Source organism: Undibacterium parvum, assembly GCF_003955735.1.
GTDB lineage: Bacteria > Pseudomonadota > Gammaproteobacteria > Burkholderiales > Burkholderiaceae_D > Undibacterium > Undibacterium parvum.
This window is the reverse complement of the sequence record NZ_CP034464.1, coordinates 2,634,099-2,657,587: the sequence shown is the minus strand read 5'-3', so window position 1 is coordinate 2,657,587 and position 23,489 is coordinate 2,634,099. Positions and strand designations below refer to the sequence as shown.

Here is a 23,489-nt window from a genome sequence, read left to right as displayed (position 1 = left end):
TGTTTTTAAAACACCACCGCCAAGCCGCAGGCCCCATGCGGCTTAGCCGGCACACCCTCTGGAAAGCCGCGCCGCTATTGCGTAACAGCGCTATGCTATTTTGTTGGCGCGGCAATCTAGATAACAGATCACTGTCCCGCGCACAACAAGATCTGGATTAGAGAGCAACGCGCCAAATTAGTTCATTGTTGGCCGCTAGCCAGTAATGCCCGCGCGCCACGATAGCACAAGTGCCCGCATGCATAGTTTTCGTAGGGAAATTTCGCATCCTGGGCAATTGTACAAGCTCGCAAAAAGCTAGCATAATGTGTCTATGCTTTATTCATGCTCCTTTTTTTTTGCACTCCTGTCCCCTATTCCTTCTCTGCTAGCTGCCCGCCATGAACAGTCCCGATTTAGAAAATATTAATGTTAGTTCCTTCGATGCCATGCCGACTCCGGTCGATCTGCATGCCCGTTTGCCACTCTCCGAGCGTGCCGCCAGCGTCGTCAATCAAGGCCGCGAAGCCTTGCGCAATATCCTCGACGGCACTGATAAGCGCCTATTCGTGGTGCTTGGCCCTTGCTCCATCCACGACCCGGTCGCCGGTTTAGATTACGCGCGCCGCCTGCTGGCCCTGCAAGAAGAAGTCAAAGACAGCATGCTCCTGGTGATGCGCGTGTATTTTGAAAAACCGCGCACCACCACCGGCTGGAAAGGCTATATCAACGATCCTTACATGGATGATTCTTTCCGCGTCGATCAGGGTATGGAGCTGGCGCGTAAGTTCTTACTCGACGTCTGCGAACTCGGTTTGCCTACTGGCACCGAAGCGCTGGACCCGATCTCGCCGCAATATCTGGGTGATTTAATTGCCTGGACCGCGATCGGTGCGCGCACCACAGAATCGCAAACCCACAGAGAAATGTCGTCCGGTTTATCGACACCGGTAGGTTTTAAAAACGGCACCGACGGCGACATCAGTATCGCGATTAACGCCATCTTATCGGCCTCGCATCCGCATTCGTTTTTGGGCTTAAACGACCAGGGTCGCGTGGCGATCGTACGTACCCGCGGCAATCAATATGGTCACGTGGTGTTGCGCGGCGGCGATGGCCGCCCTAACTACGATACGGTGTCAGTAGCGATGGCCGAACAAGCCATGCAAAAAGCCAAACTGCGCCCAAATATCGTGGTCGATTGCTCGCACGCCAATAGCTATAAAAAGCCCGAGTTGCAACCGCTGGTGATGGCCGATGTCATCAACCAGGTCGTCAACGGCAATAGCTCACTGGTCGGTATCATGATCGAATCGAATCTGGTCGCAGGCAATCAAAAAATCCCAACTGATTTGAGCCAGCTTACTTACGGTTGCTCGGTGACCGACGCTTGCGTCGATTGGGCCACCACAGAAAAAATGCTTAGAGACGCCGCTGCCAGATTGCGCAGCCGCTAATCCGCGTCGCTGCCGGCAGAAAGCCAGTCGGCAGCAATCCTCGCGTTTTCGTTAAAGCTGGCGTGCTGCCAGCTGCATTTTCAAGCCCACCGGCGTCATGGTAAATTTCAGTAACTCACGTGCTGGCTGACCGTCCGGCGTGCTGACGTTTTGTATCTCGAAATTAAGCAGCAAAATCGCCATCGCCATCTTCATTTCCAGCAAGGCCAGATAACGTCCTGGGCAGATACGCGGACCAGCCCCGAACGGCATGGCGATGCGTTTGGCCGAGCTGGAGCTATGCGCCAGCTCGCCCTGCCCCAGCCAGCGCTCGGGCGCAAAGCGATCGGCCTGTGCGATATGCGCATCGCTCACAGAATCGGTGCGCATCAGACAAATCACCATGGTGCCAGCCGGTACCATCACATCGCCGACCACCGTATCTTTATGTGCTTGTTGCGGGATTTGCGGTGCTACCGGTTTTAAGCGCATGGTTTCATGCGCGCAGGCTTCGACGTAATCGAGCTGGCTCAACTGCTCTAGCGTAGGCACGCTACTGCCCACGCAGACGCGCCGTACTTCTGCCGTCGCTAGCGCCAGCGTGGCTGGGTTCAGCCACAGCAGATGGATCATCCAGGCCAGGGTGTTAGCGGTCGTGTCTTCACCGGCCAGTAACATGGTCAAGACGTTGCCGGCCACCTGACTATCGTCAATGCCGCTATCGGGCTGATCAGCCGCGGCGATCATCGCCTCTAATAAATTAGTTGGATGCTGATGCAAGCCAGCATCTGCCTGCATGCGCGCTCTGGCCTGCGCCACAAAGCCATCGACCGCCAGCATCACCTCGCGCACACTTTTTTCTAACTGCTTATCGCTGGCAGAACGCCGTATGCGCCACACCGGGATCACTGCAAAAATCCGGCTAAACAAGGCTGGGAAAATTTTATCCAGATGCTGCTGTATCACATCCTGATCCGATTCCAGCGTATTCACCTCGGCCCCAAAAGCTAAGCCGGCGATGGTATCAACCGTAAAACGCATCAGATCGGCTTGCAGATCGATGGCCTGCCCAGCCGCGGCCGCCTTTTGCCAGCGCCCGCACAGACGCTGCGCCACACCCTGCAAAGCCGGAAAATAATTTTTAACGTGGGCCGGATCAAAGCTAGACAAAACCATGCGACGCTGTCGCTTCCAGACCTCGCCATTGGTGCTAAACACCCCGCCCGGCAGTCCCATCTCATGCCACATCTCTTGCAAGCGATCACTGCGCCCAAAGCCATCCGGTCTATCCCGCAAAATTTTCGCAATCAGTTCATGCTCGCCCACCACCAGCAACTTGCGGCTGCCCATCCTGACCTTAAACAGCGCGCCATACTCACGGCACCATTCTTCAAACTGCAGATGCGCCTGCGGCATATCGATCTGCAAGGCATTGCCAAACAGCGCAACCGCCCGCGGCCCGGGTAAATCCTCATAGCTGCGCAGCGTAACTGGAGCAGCAGGTGCGGTAGTAGCGCTAGGAGCAGCATTAGCCGCAGAGTGCATTTGTGTAGTTTCCATACATGTCTCATGTCTAGGTTTTTTTATGTGCCTGGGGGTCTTGTTATCCCCGCTAGCAAGGCCTCAGTCTAATCCTGAAACCTGACAAATAGATGCTTTAATTGCAAAAAATATTAGAGGAAATCTGCCATTACAACAAGGCCCAACTCAGCGCTATACACAATTGAAGCAAGGCATGCCCCAGCGCGCATATCCCATGCGGGTTTGCGGGCAGGCAGGCCGGAGAGGCGCATGGAATATGCGCCAGCGGGGAGGCATTAATTAAATTTTATTTGAAGGGTAGAACTTGGCTAGGCGAGGATCATTTGCGTGAAGGGCAGTGCGTAAGGTGTACACAGCATCATCTGCCCACCCTAGGCCAGCAACAACACTCAGCTTAAGCCCATCAAACCAAAATTTCGATGCATAGCTATCGGTTCATCTCTGCGTGGGCACAAAAACGTGCCCACCCTACCAGGCTTGGCTAGGCGAGGATCATTTGCGTGAAGGGCAGTGCGTAAGGTGTACACAGCATCATCTGCCCACCCTAGGCCAGCAACAACACTCAGCTTAAGCCCATCAAACCAAAATTTCGATGCATAGCTATCGGTTCATCTCTGCGTGGGCACAAAAACGTGCCCACCCTACCAGGCTGACGAAAAATTGTTCCAGCTAGGCGTGCCGCCGCAGACATTACACCAGTACGGCAAGGCGGATACAACGACGCTGGGGCGGTTTTGCGTAAGTCCTACGCCTATCTTTGCCTTGCTAACTGCGTTACTCTTCGCATTTGAAGCGCTAGTTCACAGGAAAACCATGCTCTGGATCATCACTAAATATCTAATCACGGCCGGTGTGGTGGTGCTCGTTTCTGAGCTGGCCAAACGGAGTGACCGGCTAGGCGGCTTGATCGCGGCGCTGCCTTTGGTGACCATTCTCACCCTGATCTGGCTGCATCTGGAGCATCAGTCCGAGCAGAAGATCGCCAATCATGCCTGGTACACGTTTTGGTATGTGGTGCCGACTTTGCCTATGTTTCTGGTCTTCCCTTGGTTGCTGCCACGTCTGGGATTTTGGCTGACCTTGCTGGCTAGTGCGGTGATCTCTATCGTCAGCTTCGGTCTGTTTGCGCTGATCGCCCGGCGTTTTGGTATTGAACTGTTGTAAGGCTGCGCTGCCGTGCTAACCCGGTAGGTGCGATTAGCAAGGCGTAATCGCACACACGTCGCGGTGCCGTAGCGGTTTTAAAACACGAGCCTGCCACTACGCATATCCCATGCGCTTCTTCAAGCATGCTGGCCTGCGGGGCGCATGGGATATGCGCGGTGGCTTGGTGGTGTTTGTACTTCTGTGGTTGTTGTGCGATTGCTGGCCGGTGGTAGACCGGCGGCTACTCCCTTTTCTTGCTTCGCCAAGAAACCGGTGTGTGTCAAGCTAGTTGTCGCTTTAATGTTTAAAATTAAGCTGCTTTCATATAATCTTTCTCTTGCATCTGAGCTCGTTCAGGATTCAAGTAGACAGTACTGCCTAATGTCCAATCTCTCGTTTCTCCAGACCAGCGTCGAGGATTTTTTTTACGGGCTAGTTGATAGACCTGTGCACGCTGCTGAAGTAACACACTTGCTTGCCCACGATGGCGCTGATCTGGAGTGACGTATTTCAAGCCGCTATGGCAATGTTCTTCGTTATACCATTTGACGAATTCATGTACCCAGAGACGCGCTTCTTCCAAGGTGTCGAATGGCCGTTCTGGCCACTGCGGGCAATACTTCGCAGTACGAAATAATGCTTCGGCGTAGGCGTTATCGTTGCTGACACGTGGTCGGCTAAAAGACGGAACCACACCAAGATCGTACATGGCGGAGAGCATGTTCGCCCCTTTCATAGCCGTGCCATTGTCGGAATGCAGCACCAGTGGTTTGCCGGCTATTTGTTCACGCAAACAACCGCGCCACAACAAGTGACTGGCATGTTCTGACGATTCGTTTTCATGCACTTCATTGACCACCAGCTTACGGCTGTAGATGTCTTTCATCATGTACCAATAAAAGAATCTACCCTTGACCGTGCTTGGTAGCCAGGTGATATCCCAGCACCACACTTGGTTAGGTCCATCTGCTTGATGCGTTGTCAATGGCCGTTTCTGCGGGCTCTTACTTCGCCCCCTTCGCTGTCCTTGATTAGCTGCTTTCATGACGCGGTAAAATGTCGATTCCGATGCCAGATAAATTCCTTTGTCGGCCAACTTGGGAACAATCTGATGCGGCGTCATGCTGGCGTATTCGGCGCAGTTAGCTGCTGCCAACAATGCCTCACGTTCTGCTTGATTGAGCTTATTTGCAGGACACTGATGCATGGTATCAGGCCGCCGATCTTGTGGTGAATGCCGCCACCGCTGTAGGGTGCGCACACTCAACCCCAGCATGTCGCAAGCAAGGTCTTGGCGCGCGCCAGCGGCAACCGCTTCATTAATCAATGTCAGGGCTTCAAGGCGATCTGGGGCTTTGATCATTCGTCCTTTTCCCTCCCCCAGATCGCCTCGGCTTTTTTTCTTAAAACAAGCAGCGCCGCCGACTCTGCCAACTCAGCATCTTTCTTTTTTAAGGCGCGTTCCAGTTCGCCAATGCGTTTTGTCTGTGAGGCATCTGGTTTAGTCTGCACCAATTGTCCATTGGCCTGCTCGCAGGCTAAACGCCATTGCGTCACTTGTTCTGGATAGACGCCTTTGGTTCTGCAATACGCCGATAGCTCTACTTCACTTAGTGCTGCAGCCTCTAGCACGATGCGAAATTTGTCCGTGCTGGACCAGCGATCACTTTGTTTACCATCTCCAGGCACAATTCTTCCTTCCTCACGCGCCACGTTCTGCCAAACACGTAGCGTCACTGTAGTAATTCCCGTGGCCTTTGCTAATTCCACCACTGCTCGGTTTAACGGGGGCATCATTTGTTGAACCGCCCATTCCCTTTGTTCTGCTGTATATCGAATACGTTTCATCTTACCCTGACTTCCGCCCTCCATCTTTTTATCATATTAAGTGAGGCGACATCTATCCTGACATGGAGGGAAACGGAAGCAAAAGAAGGCGACGCAAAGTCGCTGCCCTTCGGGTGCCCGCCTGTGCAAGTCAAAAAATGGGAAATGAAGCAAACTCGCCTGCGGCTCAGACAGCTTCATTTCTAATCCATTTTCTGCCCAGCACAAGCGGCAGCGCCACATGCGGAAAGCGAAGGTCAACACATCCGTAGTGCGACTTGCATTCCTCTGCAAACGCAATTCCAACTCACATCGAGCCACGGCAATCCGGTACTGCTTTTGACGTGGCTTTTTAGTCTGTTTTTGAATTGGCTTTTGAATTGGCTTTTGAATCGAATTCGCATGTGGCGCTGCCAATTGTGCGGGGCGGAAAGTGGATCAGTGCGTAGGGTGGGCACAGCATCATCGTGCCCACGCTTAAGGCCAAGCACCAACACATCAGCTTAAGCCCATCAAACCAAAACCTTCATGCATAGCTGTCGGTTCATCTCTGCGTGGGCACAAAAACGTGCCCACCCTACCAGGCTGAACCACCTGTGTGGCGTTCACAATGGGGATTGTAAGCGATGAGTTCGCCATATCGCTAATAATTTGACATGCGACCATGCATCGTCAAGTGCGGGAAAGTGCTGGTACGGTATTGCGGTATTAAGGTTGGGTATAGCGTTGATGCATTCCATTCTAACTCAACTAGGTAAGGCGTAATCGACTTCATCTATTGCGCCGCATGGTATCTCAACAGGCAGCGCCACTGCCCATATTCCATGCGCCTCTCCAAGCACACTGGCTTGAAAGCCGCATGGGATATGCGCTTTGGCGGCATGCTGTTTTTGGTTTGCTGTGGCCAGGTCGTGTTTTTGCATCTGTCGTTGGTGTGCGATTGCTGGCCGGTGGTAGACCGGCGGCTACTCCCTTTTCTTGCTTCGCCAAGAAACGGAAGCAAAAGAAGGCGACGCAAAGTCGCTGCCCTGCGGGTGCCCGCCTGTGCAAGTCAAAAAATGGGAAATGAAGCAAACTCGCCTGCGGCTCAGACAGCTTCATTTCTAATCCATTTTCTGCCATGCACAAGCGGCAGCGCCACATGCGGAAGGCGAACGTCAAAACATCCGTGGTGCGACTTCCATTCCTCTGCAAACGCAATTCCAACTCACATCGAGCCACGGCAATCCGGTACTGCTTTTGACGTGGCTTTTTAGTCTGTTTTTGAATTGGCTTTTGAATTGGCTTTTGAATCGAATTCGCATGTGGCGCTGCCAATTGTGCGGGGCGGAAAGTGGATCAGAAAGGTTCGTGTCTGAGCCGCAGGCGAGTTTCGAACTTTTCCCATTTTACGACCTGCACAATTGGGCATCCCGCAGGGACAGCGACTTTGCGGCGCCTTTTTTGGCATACCTTTTTTGGCGAAGCAAAAAAGGTATGTAGCCGCCGGTCTACCACCGGCCAGCAATCGCACAACAACGACAGAAGAACATAAAGAACAGAACAACAGCAAACACAGAACAACAGCAAACAAAAACACCACCAAGCCAGCGCACATGTGCTTGAAGAAGCGCATGGGATATGCGCGCTGACGGGGCAACAATTCTAAATCCTAGCTGAATAAAAATGAACGTACAGCTAGCCGAAAATTCAGCTAGCTGTACTTATGTTTTGATTCAAATCCGCGCAATGAACTTAAGCAGTGAGATTTGCGCTCACTGGTGTTGCCTGATTAAATTTTATACCCGCCACCACAGTGCAAATCCCGATCAAGGTTTGCCAATCGGTATTCGAAGTATTCAGGTCGGTTTGTAGTTGCGTCAAATTCATGTTCGACACATCGGTCTCGGCATTGGAGAGATCTGTGATGACTGAGGTCAGATCTTGCTCTAAGGCGCTCCAGGCGCTGGTGATTAAGGCGATTTGCGCACTGGCTGCAGCCGATTGTGTGATCAAGGTATCGAGTTGTCCGCTCAATAGTTTTAAGGCCGCGACTTCTTGCGTCAACACGCCCATATCCGAAATGTGGCCAGTCACTTGTGAGCTCAATACCTTGATCTGATTGTCGGCAACGATCATCATCGTAATGCCTGCCGCGGCACCGACAATACCAAATGCCAGCCCAAAGCCAAACGAAAAAATCGCAATGACGGCACCGGCCCAGAAAGCCACGCCAGCGGCGATGGCCGATGCGGTCAGTACGGTTTGCCAGGTCGAAATTTTTGAGCGCAATTGCGCAACGTGAACCTCAAGCTCAGCAATTTTGCCCTGATCAACGCCTGCCTGCGACATCGCGCTGGTCGATGCGGTTTGCATAATCGTGGCGTCGGCAGTCAGATTATTGGCGAACGTGGTGATCTGTGTCTGCAAACTCACCGCCGCTTGCGAGTAGCCCTTGACGGAAGAACGCATGCTCTGCAGGGTGCTCTTTAATGCCGCGATGGCCTGGGTATTGGTGGGGTCCGCTTGCAGCACGGTAATCAAACTATTGATGGTACTCATACTGCTATTAAAGACGATGCCGTAAGCGACGATATTATTTGGGATGCTAACCAGACTGGTGGCAATCGGATACCAGGCATTGGCATGAATTTGCGCGTCGCTAAATGCGGTCTGGAAACTGCTGTACCAACTAGGCGGCGTGGTGATCACCGGTAAAGTCGTGCCAACGATGCCAGAGACGTAGGCGACCACGTTGTTGCTGGCGTTAAAGGCGTCGGCTAATTGTTGCTCAATCGGGATAGTGCCGCTGACATTGGCGGCAAGCATGTTATTCGACACCAGACGCAAACCTCCGGCACTCATAGGCTGGCTCGCAGGCATAGTTTGAAATGGGGTAAAGCGTTTTGCTTGGCTACTCATGATAATTCTCCTGAAGATTAATGAATCAATCGAATATAAAACGGGTCAATAGCTTCACTACTTTACGTATCGCAATGTCAGTATGGGCACAGCCTAAAGTAGTAAAATAACTACAGCAAATTGCATGCCAATTTAAAAACTTCTCGTCTTCTTGCCAGCCTTATGGCGATCCGGTGCAGGCCCATCTGGGTAGGCTACAAAGAAAAATATATTCACTGTTTGGCCTGACATTTACATGTCAACCGCGCGTATTTACACGCTTGACACGTCAATTGAGCGTAGTGAATGAGGCTAGAGATTGATGACTAGGAAGGACTAGGTGCTGCGATCTTGATGCCGACTTGATCCCGACTTGATCCCGTCTATTACGCCGTATGAAATCTCAAACCAGGCAGCGCCAGCGCGCATATTCCATGCGGCTCTCAAGCCTATATGCTTGAAGAAGCGCATGGAATATGCGCCTTGGCGGGGGTAGTCCGAAGACGCTAGTGCGCAGAAAATGAGGGGCGATGACGCTGTAATCGCACCAGAATTTCCGGGGGAAGCTCAGCGGCTAGTCTGCTCGACTAGGGCCATGCGGCGGCGCAGGCGTTGTGCTTCTTGCTGTTCGCCAGATTTTTCGGCGCGCATGGCTTGCACTGTCAGCCATGCCAATAAGGGGCGGCGCCAGCCTTGGCCGGCGGCACTATCGACCGCCAGCCCGATTAAGGCCGGATCGGCGCGACCGCTGCGCATCAGCACACCCGCCGCGACTAAACGAGCAAACGGATCCTTGATGGCCGCCACCTTGGCCAGCTGCGCGCTGGCCGATGCCGCGTAGGCGCTACGCTGCGCCTCAGGTAAAAGTACGATATCTGAGGGCTGGGCGCTGCCAGCCAGATAGGCGGCATAGGCCAGCTCGGGTGCGGCGGCATCTACTCTGAGCGCTTCAAAACCGGGACAATCCTTAAACATCAGACTAGAGACCTGGCTGGCGCAGCGCATAAGCTCAGCACGCGCCACCAGCGTCGCCTGGCCGGTGCTGGCCAATGCGCTGCGCGCTCTGGCAAACTCCTGATCTGCGACTCTGTCGCTGCCGGACAAATAGGCGGCAACGCTACGCTCCAGACTGGCGGCAGCAGTGAGCTGCCAATCCGGTGTCACTGGGCCACTGGCGCAGGCACTGAGCATCAGAGCCAATACGCTAAGTCCGGCGCTGGCAAAAAATTTGCTTATTTTCATGGTAGTTTGATCTCCGCTTCGCGCTTGAAAGGCCACTTACGATTGATCTCGTTGACCAGTTGTTCTAGCTTGCGTAAATTGCTCTCTAGCTCAGCGCGCAAGGGTCCCAGATCAGTGGTGGCGACTTTGACGTTGGCACCGATGGCCTGTGCCTCTAGCAAAACCGCATCGACTTTTTTCAGACTGACTCTGGCCTCGTTGAGTAAGCCTGTGAGCTGGGCTAAGGCTAGCTGGGCTTCGGGCAAGGCGCCATTTTTTCCAAATACCTGGCTGTCGGTTTTCAGCGCCAGCGTGTCCATGCTGGCCAGCAATTTATTTGCTCTATCTAACATCAGATAGATTTTTTTAGCGTTCTCATCGCTGCCGAGCAAGGCTGCTAGCGCGCCGTCTTTGCCTGCCATTTTTCCACTCAGGCTACTGAGATTACGCAGGCTTAGATCGAGTGCCGAATCGGTGGCGCTGAGTTGATTCAGATTTTGCAGCAACTGCTTGATCGCGCCCATCATCAAGGGAATTTCGGCGGCGGCGTCGCCCACCAGCAAAGTGCGCACCGCACCGTCTTCCAGGGGCGGATCACTCAAGATGCCGCTAAAAGCGCGCAAACGAGTCGCGCCAACCAGACCGCGCTCCATGGTAAAAATGCTGGAGCTACGCAACCAGTGTGCATCTTTTTGCGCCACCGCGACGATGACTCTGGCCTTGCCTTCTTCATTGAGTTCGATGCGGCTGACGCGGCCAATAGGAAAGCCAGAGAAACTCACATCCATGCCCACCAACACACCCTCGGCATCATTGGCCAGCAACACCAAACGCTGGCTAGTCTCAAAAGCGCCGCGCGCATACATCAGGTAAAGCACAGTGGCGGCCACCAGCACCAGCATCAAGACCAGCAACAAGGCGGCTTTAAATTCTACGTGCGCGATAGGTTTGCTCAGCGGGGCACTGCTTGATTCCCTTTTTGGCTCACTGAGTGGTTCAATGAGCGCTTCGTTTTTGCCAATTTCAGAGATGATTTTATCGGTCATATTTTTTAATAATAATTGCCCATCAGTGAGATCACTTCAATTGCCAGCAGCACTGCAAATAAGCGCACCATGGCCACTAGGCCAGTCGCAAAATAAGTACGTCTTTGCGAGGCATCGATCAGCTCTTCATAATATGCCGAAGCCATAGGGATGAAGGCCACAGCCAGACTAAAGAAGAAAATTTTCAGTGCCAGTATCACGGTCACGGCGCTGCTAAAGACCTGGCCGACCACCCGCGTGTAAGCCGGCAAACCCCAGGGCGTAAAACCATACATGGCAAAATAGGTTAACAACAGTGTCATGACGCAACTAAGCGCGCCCAGCATCCAGACGCAAAACACGCCCGCCAGCACGCGCGGAAAAAATTCTTGTTGGAGTGGATCTTGCCCTAGCCTTCGCATCTGAATAAAACGGCCCTGGTTACTCATCTGGGCCAGCTCGGCGCTATCGGGTAAGCTGCAACGCAAGGCCACAAACAAGGCGGCGCTCAGCGGTATCAGTTCTAGCACCAACACCCGCACCACCATTTCTATGGCAAAGCGCGACAGGCCATAACTTAATGCGGTGACGATCACGATACGAATTAAGACCACGCTAATGAGCGCCGACAATACCGTAAACCAGGCTAGATTCAGCACAGTACTGTCGACCAGATGGTGCGCACAGGCATGTCGATTTTTTTTGTTCAGACTAGTTGGCAACAGGCTTAAAATCATTGCGCCAAACAGCAAGATGCTCCACCAACTCGATAAGTAGGCAGAGCAGGCAGTGGCGAGGCGTGTGTGTACAGGCCGGGCGGAGGCTAGCTTCATAAAACTGGCACTGAGCGCACAGCTGGAAAATAATTTCTCATGCCTGGAATTTTACGTGCAATCGCTATCCCAGGTAGCATTCCTGCAGATTTTTTTACTTAGACTTGGATTTGGAGATATGCAATAAGTGCGCATGTACCTTGGCTCGATTTTCGTGATCAGCAGCAACAAGATGTTTCAAGGCACTATCTGGCAGTTTTACATGATGACGTCGCTCATGCGGCACATTGACGACGCGCCAGTCGGACAATTGCATCCAATCCCATAACTCCTCGTCTAGCGGCACCGTCACTTTCATAGTGATGCCGTCCCTAACCAGACAAGCACCGACAGCAGGCACAGAGCCGGCAGGCAAATTTCGGCGCTTCTGTCGTATTCCAAAAAATTTTCTGAGTAAGTCATGCATGTTTTTGCTCCATTTGTTTTTTTATGCAAACATGATTCAGCTAAGGCGATTCGACTTGTATGTACGCCGTTTCATTAGAGCAGTGACGAGGCATGCGATGCTCGTCACTGAACCTCACTGGGATCGGTGATTTGTGTTCAGCGCTGGCGTTTGGAGATTTAAAAATCCAGAATGTCGCTACTAATTTCCACAAAAAAATAAACATCCTTAGCGGAAATGTTGCGCCTAAAGTCAGACCCTTAGCTGCACCCAGTCTAGTCAATACCTTAGAAAATTTAAAGATTTTTTATTTAAAAAACAGCAGGAAAGCCACCGACATTTTTGAATTTTTCTAGCAGGAAAAACCATGCACAATTTGAACACAGGAATAATCCTGCCGGGCGGCAAGCTCTACATGGACACTCTTTTCTATTAGCACTTGAAACTTAGTCATTCCTTACCTACCCTTTGTGAGGCGGAATTTTCCGCACATCAAAAAGAGGCCTCAAATGAAACGCATGAATACCGCTATCAGGTTCACGCTAGGATGCATATTGTGCAGCTTGATGTTGTCCGCTTCCGGACAAGATGCAAAAAGCTATAAAGAAGGCCCAGTCACAGAATTGTCGTATATTAAAATAAAATCCGGAAAATTTGATGACTACATGAAATTTCTCGACACTTCTTACAAAGCCTTGATGGAAGAAAACAAAAAAGCCGGTCTGATACTCGGCTATAAAGTATATGCTGCGCAAGCACGTTCGCCACGCGAAGCCGATCTGATACTGGCGACCACTTACGCGAATATGGCCGCGCTGGATAAAGCCGATGAGGGTGAAGCGGTGGCAGTCAAAGTCTTGGGTAGCTCAGACGCCCAAAACAAGGCGACGATGGCACGCGAAGCGATGCGTGAAGTCTTAGGCAGTGAATTGATACGCGAGCTAATTTTGAAGTAAGCAGGGCTGGCATTTAAAATGATAAGCGCGCTGTCGTGCATTAGTACGCGCCAAGCACAGTAATCGGCATCATGCGCCGATTGCTGTGCTTTTTTTCCAACCCCTATCCCTTTAGTTTTGCAATCTGCCCGCCCGATAATCATTAATTGTCGCCATGATCTCGGCCTGGGTGTTCATCACAAACGGACCGTATTGCACGATAGGCTCGCGCAGTGGCTGGCCAGCAATCAGCAAGACCCGGCTAGCGCCACTAGCGCGCAGTTTGACGCCGTCACTATCGGGCGTATTGCGCAAGATCGCCATGCGCTGTTGCGGCACTAACGTATCCGCAATCTGCACAGCACCGCGATACACGTAGAGAAAGGCATTCATACTGGCCGCCATAGCGTGTGAAAATTCGGCACCGTCCGGCAGATGCAGATCCAGATACAAAGGCTGTGTGGTCTCGCGTTGCATAGCACCGGCCACACCGTGACTAGTACCAGCAATCACACGAACGGTGACGCCCGCCTCAGTGACAAATTCAGGAATGGCCTCATTTTGTATGTCCCGGTACCAGGGCGCACTCATCTTGTCTTTAGCTGGCAGGTTGAGCCACAGCTGGAAGCCTTCCATGCGGCCATCTTCCTGCTCAGGCAATTCAGAATGAATCACCCCACGGCCCGCGCTCATCCATTGCACCCCGCCGTTTTGCAATAAGCCTGAATTACCAGCGCTGTCGTGATGACGCATGCGCCCGGTCAGCATGTAGGTGATGGTTTCAAAACCACGATGTGGATGATCAGGAAAGCCGCCGATATAGTCTTGCGGATCATCAGCACCAAAAGCATCTAACATCAGGTAAGGATCGAGTCGGGTCTGCAAACCCTGTGTCAATACCCGCGTCAACTTGACACCGTCGCCATCCGAAGTGGCCTGGCCTAGCACCAATTGCTCGACCGTGCGCGGCTGTAGTACAGACTCGGCGATCAGGCCGGCCTTGCGCTGAATGTTGAGATGATCTTTCATGCTGTTTTGCTCCTCAATTAAATCTGCTCCCGGCTCGCTTAGCCTAGATTAAGCCGCTATCAATTCCTGTATCTGTTGCGTGGCGGCGGCGAATGCGCTCTGCTCTGCATCGGCACCCATCGCCAAACCTTCGGCATACACGAACTCGACCTCACTGATACCCAAAAAGCCCAGAAAGGTTTTCAGATACGGCGTTTGGGTGTCGCTAGGCATATTGCGATGAACACCCCCGCGTGTCAAAACCACATAAGCCTTTTTACCGGTCAGCAAACCTTCAGGACCATTGGCAGTGTAGCGAAAGGTGACCTGGGCACGCGAGATCGCATCGATCCAATTTTTCAGTTGTACCGGCACCGCAAAGTTATACATGGGCGCAGCCAGCACCAGGGTATCGGCAGCTTGAATTTCGGCGATCAGGGCATCATCCAAAGCGACGCGTGCGGCTTGCGCGGCGTTGCGTTGTTCTGCTGGTGTAAACAGCGCCTGTAAAGCGGCTTCATCAAGCATAGGTTGCGGCGTACGGCCCAAGTCGCGCAGATTTAAACTGGCTTCTGGATTGGCCGCCAGCAAGCGCTGTACTACTTCATTCGCCAAACGGCTGGAATGCGAGGCATCGGCACGTACACTAGAGTTGATTTGTAAGATGTTCATGATGGGGTCTTTTCTATTCGGGTTGGAGTAGTGCTACTTTAGACGTTCCATATCCATTGCAGAAGCCCATAATATGGATATAATTATTCCATCGATGGGATAATGGCGTCCCCGTCTCCCACTCAACTGAGCTAATTAGCCCTATGAACCTCGAAGCCAATGATCTACTGCTGTTTGCCCGCGTCGTCGATGAAGGCAGTTTCAGTCGCGCTGCCGAGCGCCTGGGCTTACCCAAATCGACCTTATCGCGCCGCATCAGCGGGCTAGAGGCACAACTCGGCGAACGCCTGTTATTGCGTACTACCCGCAAACTCAGCGTCACCGATTTTGGTCAGGCGGTGCTCTTGCATGCACATCAACTCACCGCTGAAGTTGAATCCACCATCGCCTTGGCGCAGCACCGTCAACTAGAACCTAGCGGACGCTTGCGGGTCTCAATGCCGAATGATTTTGCCAATGAAGTTTTGGGACAAATGCTGGCCGATTTTATCCTTAAATATCCCGCCATTTCTCTCGAGTTAGATCTATCCGCCAGACGGGTCGATCTGATCGCAGAAAACTTTGATGTGGCAATACGCATGGGCAGTTTGCCGGACGATGCCACACTGGCGGCGCGCCGTCTGGCGGTGTTTTCTACCGGCCTGTTTGCCGCCCCTGGCTACCTGAGTAAACGTGGCATGCCGTATGAACCAGAAGCACTCATGGAGCACGATAGCCTGCGCATACTCACGCGCAGCGGTGAGCCAGCCTTATGGAATCTCAGCCGCACGCCAGATGGTGCAAACGCAGCTGAGCAAAGTTGGCAAGGCTCGCCACCGGTACGCGCCTGCGTCAACTCGCCCGATACGCTGATCCATATGGCGCGCCGTGGCTTGGGCATCGTCATGACGGCAGAACACTTTGTTGCCAAATATGTCGCCGCTGGCGAGTTGCAACAAGTGCTGGGCGACTGGAATATGCCCAGTACCAGCGCCTGGGCGGTGTTCCCCGGACGGCGCTTGATGCCAGCGCGTACCCGCGTGTTTCTGGATGCCTTGCAAGAAGAATTTTCAGAACCACGCTGCCAAAAAATTGTCGCTGAATTAGCTCAGAAAAAAATCAAAAAATGAAAAATCCTATCCTGCTCGATCTGCCCGCCACACTAGAGACAGCGCGCTTACTGCTGCGCACGCCACAGGCTGGCGATGGCGCTATTTTCTTAGCTGCTCTAAGCGCCTCGTTGCCAGAGTTACGTCGCCATCTGGGGTTTTTGCCTTGGGTAAAACCTGATCCTACGGCAGAATCGGCCGAGCTGTACTGCCGCACGACTTACATCGATTACCTACAACGCAAAAATCTGGTGTACTTTATTTTTGAGAAATCCAGCGGCCAGTTGTTAGGTGCGGCAGGACTGTATCGCATAGACTGGACGCTACCCAAAGCGGAAGTCGGCTACTGGAGCAATAGCGCCACCACCGGCCAGGGTTTTATCAGCGAAGCGGTACTGAAATTAATCGATTTCGCCTTTCAGGAACTGGACATGCGCAGACTAGAACTGGTCAGCGATGAAGATAATTTACCCTCGCGCCACCTGGCCGAGCGTTGCCAGTTCGAACTGGAAGGCATACTGCGCAAGGACCGTAAGGCGGAAGATGGAAGCTTAGGCAGCACTTGTATTTATGCGCGGCTGGCACTCTAACGCTGGCATTTTTTATCTCTGGCCTAGGGTTTTGGCCCCACTGATAAAAAACCTAGATCGCCATAATCACTTATTCTGATTTTCCGCCGATAAAGCCTTACGGAATTCTTCCAGCTTAGCCTCATAATCTTCGGCCTGCCCGTAATCGAGAAAATGTCCATAGCGACGATGGCTGGCATGTGCTTTCCTAGCATGCTTGATAGGACAAAAATATTCCTCCGTACGCGCCACGATCTCGCTGACATAGGCCATCAAACCATTCGCGTAGGCGCAGTAAGTACAGTGAAACTTCTCAATGAAGTTCAGATATTCCAGCTGCTGCCTGTCATAAATGATGTAATCAGCGCGCTTTACTTTACTCACTTTATAGATAGGGAAGCAGCTTAATTGATAGAAACTGACGAACAGATCTAGGATCAGCAAGGGGAAAATCATGCTGTAAATAATCGGCCCGGTAATGAGATTTTGCGGACGATTGTTGACTAGCCAGTGAAAAAATCCTTGTTTTAATTGTAGGTGAGTTTGCCGTATGGATTCTTCAAATTCTATGCGCTTACCTTTAATTTGAAACAAGGCTTTAGCTTCCTGTTCTAGCGCTGCCACACGTAGTTCTTCTTCGAGTTCTGCCATACGTTTAAGTAAAGCTAGCACTTTGTCATTCATGGCCTATCCTCAAAAAAATACTGTTTTCACACCTGTGCTGCAAGGACTTCTCTCAGAAAAATTAACGGGCATGCCGCCAGCGCGCATATCCCATGCGGGCTACAGGCCAGGCAGGCTGGGAAGCCGCATGGAATATGCGCGTCCGGCCTGTGCACTGTTGAATTTTTTACGGCGGGCATTTATAGCTTGCGTAATTCCCGCATGCAGCTGACATAGGCGCTTTGTATGCGCTCTTGATCTACGTGGCGGCCGCCCTGTACCACTTGCTTACCGCCGACAAACACGGCGCGTACCAGATTGTCGTTACCGGAAAATATCCAGCTATTGAGTAGCTCAGCAGCAGCCAGATCCTGCAGATTAGGATGGGTGTCGTCCAGGATTAAAAAGTCGGCACGTTTACCGTTGGCCAATTGCCCGACACGCCGGCCACTGGCTTGCGCACCGCCCTGCAAACAGGCTTGCCAGAGAAAATCCCCGACCCGCCTTTGCCCGGAAATTTGTGCGATATTGCGGCCCTGCAGGCGCAGGCGCTGGCCGTATTCCAGCCAGCGTAATTCTTCTATCGGGCTTTGTGAGACGTGGCTGTCGCTGCCTATGCCGAAACGGCCATGCTCAGCGATGTAGGCTGGCAGATCAAAAAATCCGTCGCCGAGATTGCCTTCAGTCGTGGTGCAGATGCCGGCCACCGCACCACTGGCGGCGATCCCTGACACTTCATTTTTTGTCAGGTGGGTGGCATGCACCAGGCACCAGCGGCTATCGACCAGGCCGGTTTCGAGCAGCAGTTCGACTGGCCGTTTGCCAGTGGCGGCCAGGCAGGCATCGACTTCTCTTTGCTGCTCGGCGATGTGGATATGGATAGGACGTCCGGCCGGCAAAGCTGCCACCAGTTCACGGATCTGGGCAAGATTGGCGGCACGCAGCGAATGCGGCGCGACCCCGACTTCAAGCTGGCCGCTGCGGCTACTTTCTAATTGCTGCAGCAACTGCAAAATTTGCGCGACATCGGTGCTAAAGCGCCTTTGGTCGACACGTAGCGGCTGATCCTTGAAATCGGCATGGCTGTACAAGACCGGCAACATACTCATGCCTATTCCGGTATGGCTGGCGGCAGCAATCACCTGCCTGGCGGTCTCGGCCATATCCGGATAAAAACTGCCGTCCGGTGCGCGGTGCAAGTAATGAAATTCGCAGACCGAGGTATAGCCGTGACGCAGACATTCTGAATACAACTGGGCCGCGATGGCCTGCATTTGCGGCGGCGTAATGTGGAGGGCATAGCGATACATCAGGTCGCGCCAGGTCCAGAAACTATCAGGGCCATCCCCTGCGATTTCGCTCATGCCCGCCATCGCGCGCTGGAAGGCATGCGAGTGCAGATTGATCATGCCGGGCAAGACAAATTCGTGCTGCATCTCATGCGTTTGCGGGATCGCGTCCGCCTGCACCACAGTCAAATCACCGCTGGCATCCCAGTTGAGGCGCACATTCTTGGCCCAGCCGTCTGGCAACAAGGCATTTTTTGCAAACAGGCTATTGTGCGGAGTCATACTACCGCTCCCTTGTGTTGCTGCGCCCAGGTGATGCAGGTGGCCAAGAGTTCGCGCAGCAGCGGCTGCACTTGCGCTGCCAGATCGGGACGGTAGCCGTAAGGTGCGGCTTCATCCATGTAAATGCATTGGCTCATTTCCAGTTGCACCGCATGGATATTGCGCTCGGGCTGACCGTAGTTGCGCGTGATATAGCCACCTTTGAAGCGGCCGTTAAACACGTGGCTGTATGGGGCCTTGCTCGCTCTCAGAGTTGCGGACAAGGCTTGCTGCATGCTGATATCGCAGGATTTCTGGTCGGCGGTGCCGAAATTAAGATCCGGCAATTGGCCCTGAAAAAATCGCGGTACGTGGGATGCGATCGAATGCGCATCCCACAACACGGCAACCCCATGCAATGCGCGCAGGCGTTCCAGCTCACTTTGCAATTGCTGGTGATACGGTTGCCAGTACTGCGTGATGCGGCGCTGCACCTCGGCCGCATCTGGGGTTTGTCCAGCCGGGTATAAGGGCTGTTTAGCAAAGGTGTCGAGCGGGCACAGGCCGGTCGTGTCTTGCCCCGGGTAGAGATTACTGTCGTCGGAAGAGCGATTCAGATCGATCACGTAGCGCGAATAATCGGCGTGAATTACCGAGGCACCCAGTTCTTGCGCCATATTGTAGAGCAGCGGCAGATGCCAGTCGGTATCGGCTTTTTCCTGAGCCACGGGCAGTAACTGAGCACTCACTTCCGGCGCGATAACTGTGCCTACGTGCGGCATGGAGATGAGTAAAGGAATATGACCTGTATGAAAATGGAAAGCCTGTGACATGGTTGACACCTATTCGTGAATGCTAAGTTGTTGGCTGAGCCTATCGGCCGCCGCTAAAGTCATCTGGATTAATTCTTGTTGGCGCGGCTGGGCGCGACTGGCAGGAGCCATCAATGAGAGACTAGCCTCGAGTTTGGCATGCTCTGAAAATACCGGAGCGCTGACGCCCCAGACCCCTTGATCAATTTCATTTTCGCTCACCGCATAACGTTGCTGACGTATCAGCTCTAATTGCTGCATCAGCTCAAGTGTATTGAGTTCGCTATCATCGCTTTGCTGCGCCAGTAAGCTGTGTTGCAAATGTGCCGGCAAATAAGCCAGTAAGGCCTTGGCTGAGGCACCGCGCACGCTGGAATTAGCGCGCCCTTTGGCAAATGAACAGCGCAGTGCCTGCGCACTATCTTGCATCGCCAGGCAAATTACCTGGCCATTTAAATACACCATCAAACCGACACTCTCGCCCGATTTTGCAACTAATTGCGCAATCTCGGCATGCGCCTTTTCCATCAGATATGAATGCTGATCAAAGCCCCACGCCAGTTGTACTGCCAACGGCCCCGGTTCATAGGCACCGCTATGCGCATGCTCTTGCACCCACCCCCATTTTTTCAAAGGCGTGAGATGACGGTAAATCGTGCTCAAAGGCAGTTGCGTTTGCGTCGCCAGATCCTTGGCCGACATGGCGCGACCGTGGCGCGCGATACAGGCCAAGACCTGCAATACCCGCTCGCTGGTGGGGATCTCACTGGCATGCGCCGCTAGCGGCTTATCGGTAGTAAACATGGGGGGAGCTTGGATAGCAGAAGCCTACATGCTAGCAGCTCATTCTGAGAATTCAAGTATTGATTCTCATGTAGTGAGAATAACTTGCTATTTTTATGCGGCTAATCGGCCTCACAGAAAACCGCTCGCGCAATATCCATGCGCCTTCCAGACCATTATTAGGCTGTAAGGCGCATGGATATTGCGCGAAGGATTTTAAAAGCTCCCTTTAAAGGTTACTGTTCAGCTCGCTATGAAAAAAGTCAAAACCACTCAACACAGAGACACAGAGATTCACAGAGGAAAGCAAGGCAGTTCTCCGTTTTTCTCTGTGTCTCTGTGCCTCCTTTGAGAGGTTTTGGTTTTTTTTAATAATTTAAGTAGCAGGCTGAACAGTTCCCTTTAAAGTATCAGTTGCGACTTTGCGCCGCCACCGCACAGTGGCGGCTTTCTTGATTCGGATAGCTGGCCTTGATGGCGTCGAAACGCGACTTTTCGTCGACGTTGAGCTTACGCAGCTGATAAGAAAATTTCGCGGTGCTCACTTCGCGCGGCCCAATACGGGCGCTCTTGACACCTTTACTATTGAGGTTGGCCAGATGCGCTTTGGCCGCCTCTTCTGACTTAAACACGCCCAGTGAGATAGCCCAGCGTAAATTGGCTGGCTCTTGCATGACGAAGAAATCGCTAATGCCTATCCTCCGTAATTCCGCAGTCTTTTTATCCGCCCCCTCTTTACTGCCCTGAGGTGGAATGTAGACCATATGGCTGGCCACCTCGCTGACATTGCTGCGCGCCTGCCGCTCGCCTAATGCCAGAGTCTTCAATTTTTCTTCAAAAGTTATGGCTTCCGCAGGTAAAAAATTGCCTACTTCCAGGCAGGCAATGAGCTCTTTGGCTTTATCCTGTGCAGCCTTAGCGCTTTCGCTGGGCGCCTCAGTCAAGGCCAGCACAGCACTGGCAGATAGCAATTGTATTTTGTCGGTATTGTGTTGCTGATTGATGCGTTGCGGCTCATTACTGGCGAACGGCCAGGTCCCCAGATATCCCAAATTAAAGGCCAGTAACAGGCTATTGAGCAGCAACAAGGTCCAGAAAAAAAATCTCAGCATAGTTTTATAGTGAGTGAGTAGACGGCAGGGTCGCGGCGGCTGCGACCGCTAAACCGATTAAAACCAAATTGTCGACATGATGACAGCTTATCCCCAGATGCGGGGTCAGGTAACTGGCTGCACCGCCCGAAATAATACAATCTACCGCTTGCTCCTGGCTAGCATGCAAAGCCTCATGTGCCTGCATGATGGCACCTACTTGGGCATGGATACAGCCACTGACGATGGCCAGTTCGGTATTGTCGGCGAACAGATATTGCAAAGACAGGCTGGCCGCCACCGAGGGCAGTTGTGCGGTATTTTTGGCCAGCGATTGCGCCATCAATTGCAAACCGGGCAGTATCATACCGCCCAGAAAAATCCCATCCGGGCTGACCGCATCGATGGTAGTGGCAGTGCCGCAGGTGGCGACGATCAGGGCGCGTTGCGGATACAGAGTGTGCGCCGCAATCGCCGAAGCAAAACGATCACTACCTAATTGGCTAGGCTGGCGATAGCCATTGCGCAAGCCGGCGCAAGCGCCTGAAGATTGGAAACGCTCGACCATGATACCGGGCGCAGCACGCTGCAAGATAGCGACTAAACTCGCTTGCAAGGCATCGCCTGCCACGTTAGAAACCAAGATTCGGCTAATCGGCTGCGCCGCCCACAGGGTTTCTAACTGAGGCAGTTCTTGATGTCTGACCGAGTCCAATACTTGCCATTGCGGCGCGGTGTTGCCGCTTTGAGCTGCTTGCGGTATCGCCCACTTAATTCTGGTGTTACCGGCATCAATTAATAAGAGCATGCGTGTGTCCTGATGAAATTCTTAGTCATGGTGTAGCGGCGGCGCGTAAAGAGACATCACCCGAAATGACCGGCAGTGTACCCTGCGCGGTCTGCAACAACAAACAACCTTGCGCATCGACCCCAAGTGCCAGACCTTGCTGCACCACCTGGCCTCTATCCAGGATCACCACCTCTTGCTGCGCATAGGCGTGTAGGCGATTCCAGCGATCCGCAAAAGCTGCGAAACCCTGCTGCCGAAATTCTTCCATGGCTGCGGCCAAACTATTAAGTAATTGCGCCACCAACTGATTTCTATCCATTTGCGCCAGCCAGGGTGCGTCCGCCACACTATGGCCTATGTGGGTTTCCAGCGCGTCCGGTACGCTCAGATTCAAGCCGACTCCTATCACTGCCCAACTGCCGCCTTGTCTGGCAGCGGCAGTCTCGATCAAGACGCCCGCCAATTTCTTTTTGTCTTTAAGGATATCGTTGGGCCACTTCAGGCTGACCGGCAAACCCAATGCCAACAGGCATTCTGCTATCGCAACACCGATGGCCAGCGGCAAGCCCAATAAGGCCTGGCTAGTGCCGGGAAAATACCAGGCCAGCGAAAACGTCAGCACGCCGCCGGGTACCGAATGCCAGACCCGGCCAGCGCGACCACGCCCGGCAGTCTGATGCTCGGCAATGCGTAGCACTGGGCCTTGTAACAGCTCCAGACGCGCCATCAGATCGGCATTGGTCGAGCCTGTCTCTGCCACCACCTCAACATCGACCTGCTCGCCGTGCTGCGCACGCAAATACAAAATTCTCTGCGTACTCAAGCGCGCCCGACTCTCGGAATTTTTATGCTGCTCGATTAAACTATCCATAGATATTCAAATTCATTTCATTATTTCTTATGCGCTTAATCGAGTATTCGACAGACCAAAATGCTAAGTCCACACTCAGCCCCGCGCAAGCTAAAGCCACAACTTAGACCTTACCCAAAATTGTTCCCGCCGGACGCACCGACTAAGACTTAGGCTTTACGGCAAGGCGAGTGCAACAACGCTGAGTCCCCGGAATCTAAGTACTAATTAGAAGTTACGCAAAATTGTCCCAGCTAGGCGCACCGCCGAAGTCAGTACTTCAGTACGGCAAGGCCGATACAACGACGCTGGTTCCCCGCTATCTAAGTCCTAATTAGAAGTTACGCAAAATTGTTCCAGCTAGGCGCACCGCCGACGACAGTACGCTAGTACGGCAAGGCGAG

The 23,489-nt window shown here is 52.9% G+C and carries 22 protein-coding genes; 5 read left to right on the top strand and 17 right to left on the bottom strand.

All coding sequences use genetic code 11. The features are described from left to right. The first annotated feature begins 380 nt into the window (after nt 1–380). A complete protein-coding gene (locus EJN92_RS11590) occupies nt 381–1,436 on the top strand; it encodes a 3-deoxy-7-phosphoheptulonate synthase (protein ID WP_126127967.1) in 1,056 nt (351 codons plus the stop codon). A 51-nt stretch (nt 1,437–1,487) separates the two neighbouring features. On the opposite strand, the gene EJN92_RS11585 is transcribed toward EJN92_RS11590, so the two are convergent. After that, on the bottom strand, nt 1,488–2,975 hold the full coding sequence (locus EJN92_RS11585; protein ID WP_227869518.1) for a cytochrome P450: 1,488 nt from the start codon (nt 2,973–2,975) through the stop codon (nt 1,488–1,490). Nucleotides 2,976–3,770: 795 nt separating this feature from the next. On the opposite strand from EJN92_RS11585, the gene EJN92_RS11580 reads away from it, so the two are divergent. Then, on the top strand, nt 3,771–4,121 hold the full coding sequence (locus tag EJN92_RS11580; RefSeq protein WP_126127966.1) for a DUF3147 family protein: 351 nt from the start codon (nt 3,771–3,773) through the stop codon (nt 4,119–4,121). Between the two features lie 292 nt (nt 4,122–4,413). On the opposite strand, the gene EJN92_RS11575 is transcribed toward EJN92_RS11580, so the two are convergent. The 7 genes from EJN92_RS11575 to EJN92_RS11550 all read right to left on the bottom strand — a co-directional run bounded on the left by EJN92_RS11575 (nt 4,414) and on the right by EJN92_RS11550 (nt 12,295). Beyond that, nucleotides 4,414–5,951 (bottom strand): IS3 family transposase gene (locus EJN92_RS11575; RefSeq protein ID WP_407701518.1). Its coding sequence is split into 2 segments (ribosomal slippage): nt 4,414–5,477 and nt 5,477–5,951, totalling 1,539 coding nucleotides; the frame shifts between segments, so codons are not numbered across the junction. A 725-nt stretch (nt 5,952–6,676) separates the two neighbouring features. After that, nucleotides 6,677–6,853, bottom strand: a complete 177-nt coding sequence (locus EJN92_RS21450; protein WP_157984361.1) for a hypothetical protein — start codon at nt 6,851–6,853, stop codon at nt 6,677–6,679. Between the two features lie 811 nt (nt 6,854–7,664). After that, on the bottom strand, nt 7,665–8,831 hold the full coding sequence (locus EJN92_RS11570) for an HBL/NHE enterotoxin family protein (protein ID WP_126127965.1): 1,167 nt from the start codon (nt 8,829–8,831) through the stop codon (nt 7,665–7,667). A 546-nt stretch (nt 8,832–9,377) separates the two neighbouring features. Continuing rightward, nucleotides 9,378–10,052 carry a hypothetical protein gene (locus EJN92_RS11565; protein ID WP_126127964.1) on the bottom strand — a complete coding sequence of 225 codons (675 nt, stop codon included), beginning with the start codon at nt 10,050–10,052 and terminating at the stop codon, nt 9,378–9,380. Continuing rightward, nucleotides 10,049–11,077, bottom strand: coding sequence for an MlaD family protein (locus EJN92_RS11560; RefSeq protein WP_126127963.1), 1,029 nt, complete (start codon nt 11,075–11,077; stop codon nt 10,049–10,051). The genes EJN92_RS11565 and EJN92_RS11560 overlap by 4 nt, the downstream gene beginning before the upstream one ends. Before the next feature lie 5 nt (nt 11,078–11,082). Beyond that, nucleotides 11,083–11,889 (bottom strand): MlaE family ABC transporter permease, encoded by an 807-nt coding sequence (locus EJN92_RS11555; RefSeq protein ID WP_126127962.1) that lies wholly within the window; start codon nt 11,887–11,889, stop codon nt 11,083–11,085. A gap of 94 nt (nt 11,890–11,983) precedes the next feature. Next, the gene (locus EJN92_RS11550) at nt 11,984–12,295 is read right to left on the bottom strand and encodes a hypothetical protein (RefSeq protein ID WP_194074932.1); all 312 of its coding nucleotides are present in this window, start codon (nt 12,293–12,295) and stop codon (nt 11,984–11,986) included. 488 nt (nt 12,296–12,783) lie between these two features. Between EJN92_RS11550 and EJN92_RS11545 the strand changes: the two genes are divergently transcribed. Next, complete coding sequence (locus EJN92_RS11545) at nt 12,784–13,230, top strand: hypothetical protein (RefSeq protein WP_126127961.1); 447 nt, start codon at nt 12,784–12,786, stop codon at nt 13,228–13,230. 111 nt (nt 13,231–13,341) lie between these two features. Here the strand turns inward: EJN92_RS11545 and EJN92_RS11540 are convergent, their stop codons facing one another. Together EJN92_RS11540 and EJN92_RS11535 are read right to left on the bottom strand one after the other, a co-directional pair. Then, nucleotides 13,342–14,238 carry a pirin family protein gene (locus EJN92_RS11540; RefSeq protein ID WP_126127960.1) on the bottom strand — a complete coding sequence of 299 codons (897 nt, stop codon included), beginning with the start codon at nt 14,236–14,238 and terminating at the stop codon, nt 13,342–13,344. A gap of 48 nt (nt 14,239–14,286) precedes the next feature. Further along, nucleotides 14,287–14,889: an FMN-dependent NADH-azoreductase gene (locus EJN92_RS11535; RefSeq protein WP_126127959.1), complete on the bottom strand. Its 603-nt coding sequence runs from the start codon at nt 14,887–14,889 to the stop codon at nt 14,287–14,289. Nucleotides 14,890–15,032: 143 nt separating this feature from the next. On the opposite strand from EJN92_RS11535, the gene EJN92_RS11530 reads away from it, so the two are divergent. Then, entirely contained in the window at nt 15,033–15,998 is a 966-nt protein-coding gene (locus EJN92_RS11530; RefSeq protein WP_126127958.1) for a LysR family transcriptional regulator, read from the top strand. Further along, nucleotides 15,995–16,567, top strand: coding sequence for a GNAT family N-acetyltransferase (locus EJN92_RS11525; RefSeq protein WP_126127957.1), 573 nt, complete (start codon nt 15,995–15,997; stop codon nt 16,565–16,567). Before EJN92_RS11530 ends, EJN92_RS11525 begins: the two co-directional genes overlap by 4 nt. Before the next feature lie 66 nt (nt 16,568–16,633). On the opposite strand, the gene EJN92_RS11520 is transcribed toward EJN92_RS11525, so the two are convergent. From EJN92_RS11520 to EJN92_RS11490, 7 genes are all read right to left on the bottom strand, one after another. Further along, a complete protein-coding gene (locus EJN92_RS11520; RefSeq protein ID WP_126127956.1) occupies nt 16,634–17,230 on the bottom strand; it encodes a hypothetical protein in 597 nt (198 codons plus the stop codon). 179 nt (nt 17,231–17,409) lie between these two features. Further along, a complete protein-coding gene (locus EJN92_RS11515) occupies nt 17,410–18,780 on the bottom strand; it encodes a formimidoylglutamate deiminase (RefSeq protein WP_126127955.1) in 1,371 nt (456 codons plus the stop codon). Then, entirely contained in the window at nt 18,777–19,592 is an 816-nt protein-coding gene (hutG, locus tag EJN92_RS11510) for an N-formylglutamate deformylase (protein ID WP_126127954.1), read from the bottom strand. The genes EJN92_RS11515 and hutG overlap by 4 nt, the downstream gene beginning before the upstream one ends. A 9-nt stretch (nt 19,593–19,601) precedes the next feature. Further along, a complete protein-coding gene (locus EJN92_RS11505) occupies nt 19,602–20,375 on the bottom strand; it encodes an IclR family transcriptional regulator (RefSeq protein ID WP_126127953.1) in 774 nt (257 codons plus the stop codon). Between the two features lie 389 nt (nt 20,376–20,764). Further along, nucleotides 20,765–21,466 (bottom strand): SPOR domain-containing protein, encoded by a 702-nt coding sequence (locus EJN92_RS11500; RefSeq protein ID WP_126127952.1) that lies wholly within the window; start codon nt 21,464–21,466, stop codon nt 20,765–20,767. Between the two features lie 4 nt (nt 21,467–21,470). Then, nucleotides 21,471–22,253 carry a type III pantothenate kinase gene (locus EJN92_RS11495; RefSeq protein ID WP_126127951.1) on the bottom strand — a complete coding sequence of 261 codons (783 nt, stop codon included), beginning with the start codon at nt 22,251–22,253 and terminating at the stop codon, nt 21,471–21,473. Nucleotides 22,254–22,278: 25 nt separating this feature from the next. Next, complete coding sequence (locus EJN92_RS11490; RefSeq protein ID WP_126127950.1) at nt 22,279–23,106, bottom strand: biotin--[acetyl-CoA-carboxylase] ligase; 828 nt, start codon at nt 23,104–23,106, stop codon at nt 22,279–22,281. Between the last annotated feature and the right edge of the window lie 383 nt (nt 23,107–23,489).

Bases quoted from the DNA above. Each gene is read 5' to 3' on its own strand.
- EJN92_RS11545 (WP_126127961.1), top strand. From the start codon at position 12,784: ATGAAACGCATGAATACCGCTATCAGGTTCACGCTAGGATGCATATTG.
- EJN92_RS11520 (WP_126127956.1), bottom strand. From the start codon at position 17,230: ATGAATGACAAAGTGCTAGCTTTACTTAAACGTATGGCAGAACTCGAA.
- EJN92_RS11525 (WP_126127957.1), top strand. From the start codon at position 15,995: ATGAAAAATCCTATCCTGCTCGATCTGCCCGCCACACTAGAGACAGCG.
- EJN92_RS11500 (WP_126127952.1), bottom strand. From the start codon at position 21,466: ATGCTGAGATTTTTTTTCTGGACCTTGTTGCTGCTCAATAGCCTGTTA.
- EJN92_RS11565 (WP_126127964.1), bottom strand. From the start codon at position 10,052: ATGAAAATAAGCAAATTTTTTGCCAGCGCCGGACTTAGCGTATTGGCT.
- EJN92_RS11530 (WP_126127958.1), top strand. From the start codon at position 15,033: ATGAACCTCGAAGCCAATGATCTACTGCTGTTTGCCCGCGTCGTCGAT.
- EJN92_RS11550 (WP_194074932.1), bottom strand. From the start codon at position 12,295: ATGCATGACTTACTCAGAAAATTTTTTGGAATACGACAGAAGCGCCGA.
- EJN92_RS11585 (WP_227869518.1), bottom strand. From the start codon at position 2,975: ATGGAAACTACACAAATGCACTCTGCGGCTAATGCTGCTCCTAGCGCT.
- EJN92_RS11560 (WP_126127963.1), bottom strand. From the start codon at position 11,077: ATGACCGATAAAATCATCTCTGAAATTGGCAAAAACGAAGCGCTCATT.
- EJN92_RS11535 (WP_126127959.1), bottom strand. From the start codon at position 14,889: ATGAACATCTTACAAATCAACTCTAGTGTACGTGCCGATGCCTCGCAT.
- EJN92_RS11495 (WP_126127951.1), bottom strand. From the start codon at position 22,253: ATGCTCTTATTAATTGATGCCGGTAACACCAGAATTAAGTGGGCGATA.
- EJN92_RS11590 (WP_126127967.1), top strand. From the start codon at position 381: ATGAACAGTCCCGATTTAGAAAATATTAATGTTAGTTCCTTCGATGCC.
- EJN92_RS11490 (WP_126127950.1), bottom strand. From the start codon at position 23,106: ATGGATAGTTTAATCGAGCAGCATAAAAATTCCGAGAGTCGGGCGCGC.
- EJN92_RS11515 (WP_126127955.1), bottom strand. From the start codon at position 18,780: ATGACTCCGCACAATAGCCTGTTTGCAAAAAATGCCTTGTTGCCAGAC.
- EJN92_RS11555 (WP_126127962.1), bottom strand. From the start codon at position 11,889: ATGAAGCTAGCCTCCGCCCGGCCTGTACACACACGCCTCGCCACTGCC.
- EJN92_RS11570 (WP_126127965.1), bottom strand. From the start codon at position 8,831: ATGAGTAGCCAAGCAAAACGCTTTACCCCATTTCAAACTATGCCTGCG.
- EJN92_RS11540 (WP_126127960.1), bottom strand. From the start codon at position 14,238: ATGAAAGATCATCTCAACATTCAGCGCAAGGCCGGCCTGATCGCCGAG.
- EJN92_RS11505 (WP_126127953.1), bottom strand. From the start codon at position 20,375: ATGTTTACTACCGATAAGCCGCTAGCGGCGCATGCCAGTGAGATCCCC.
- EJN92_RS21450 (WP_157984361.1), bottom strand. From the start codon at position 6,853: ATGCAAAAACACGACCTGGCCACAGCAAACCAAAAACAGCATGCCGCC.
- hutG (WP_126127954.1), bottom strand. From the start codon at position 19,592: ATGTCACAGGCTTTCCATTTTCATACAGGTCATATTCCTTTACTCATC.
- EJN92_RS11580 (WP_126127966.1), top strand. From the start codon at position 3,771: ATGCTCTGGATCATCACTAAATATCTAATCACGGCCGGTGTGGTGGTG.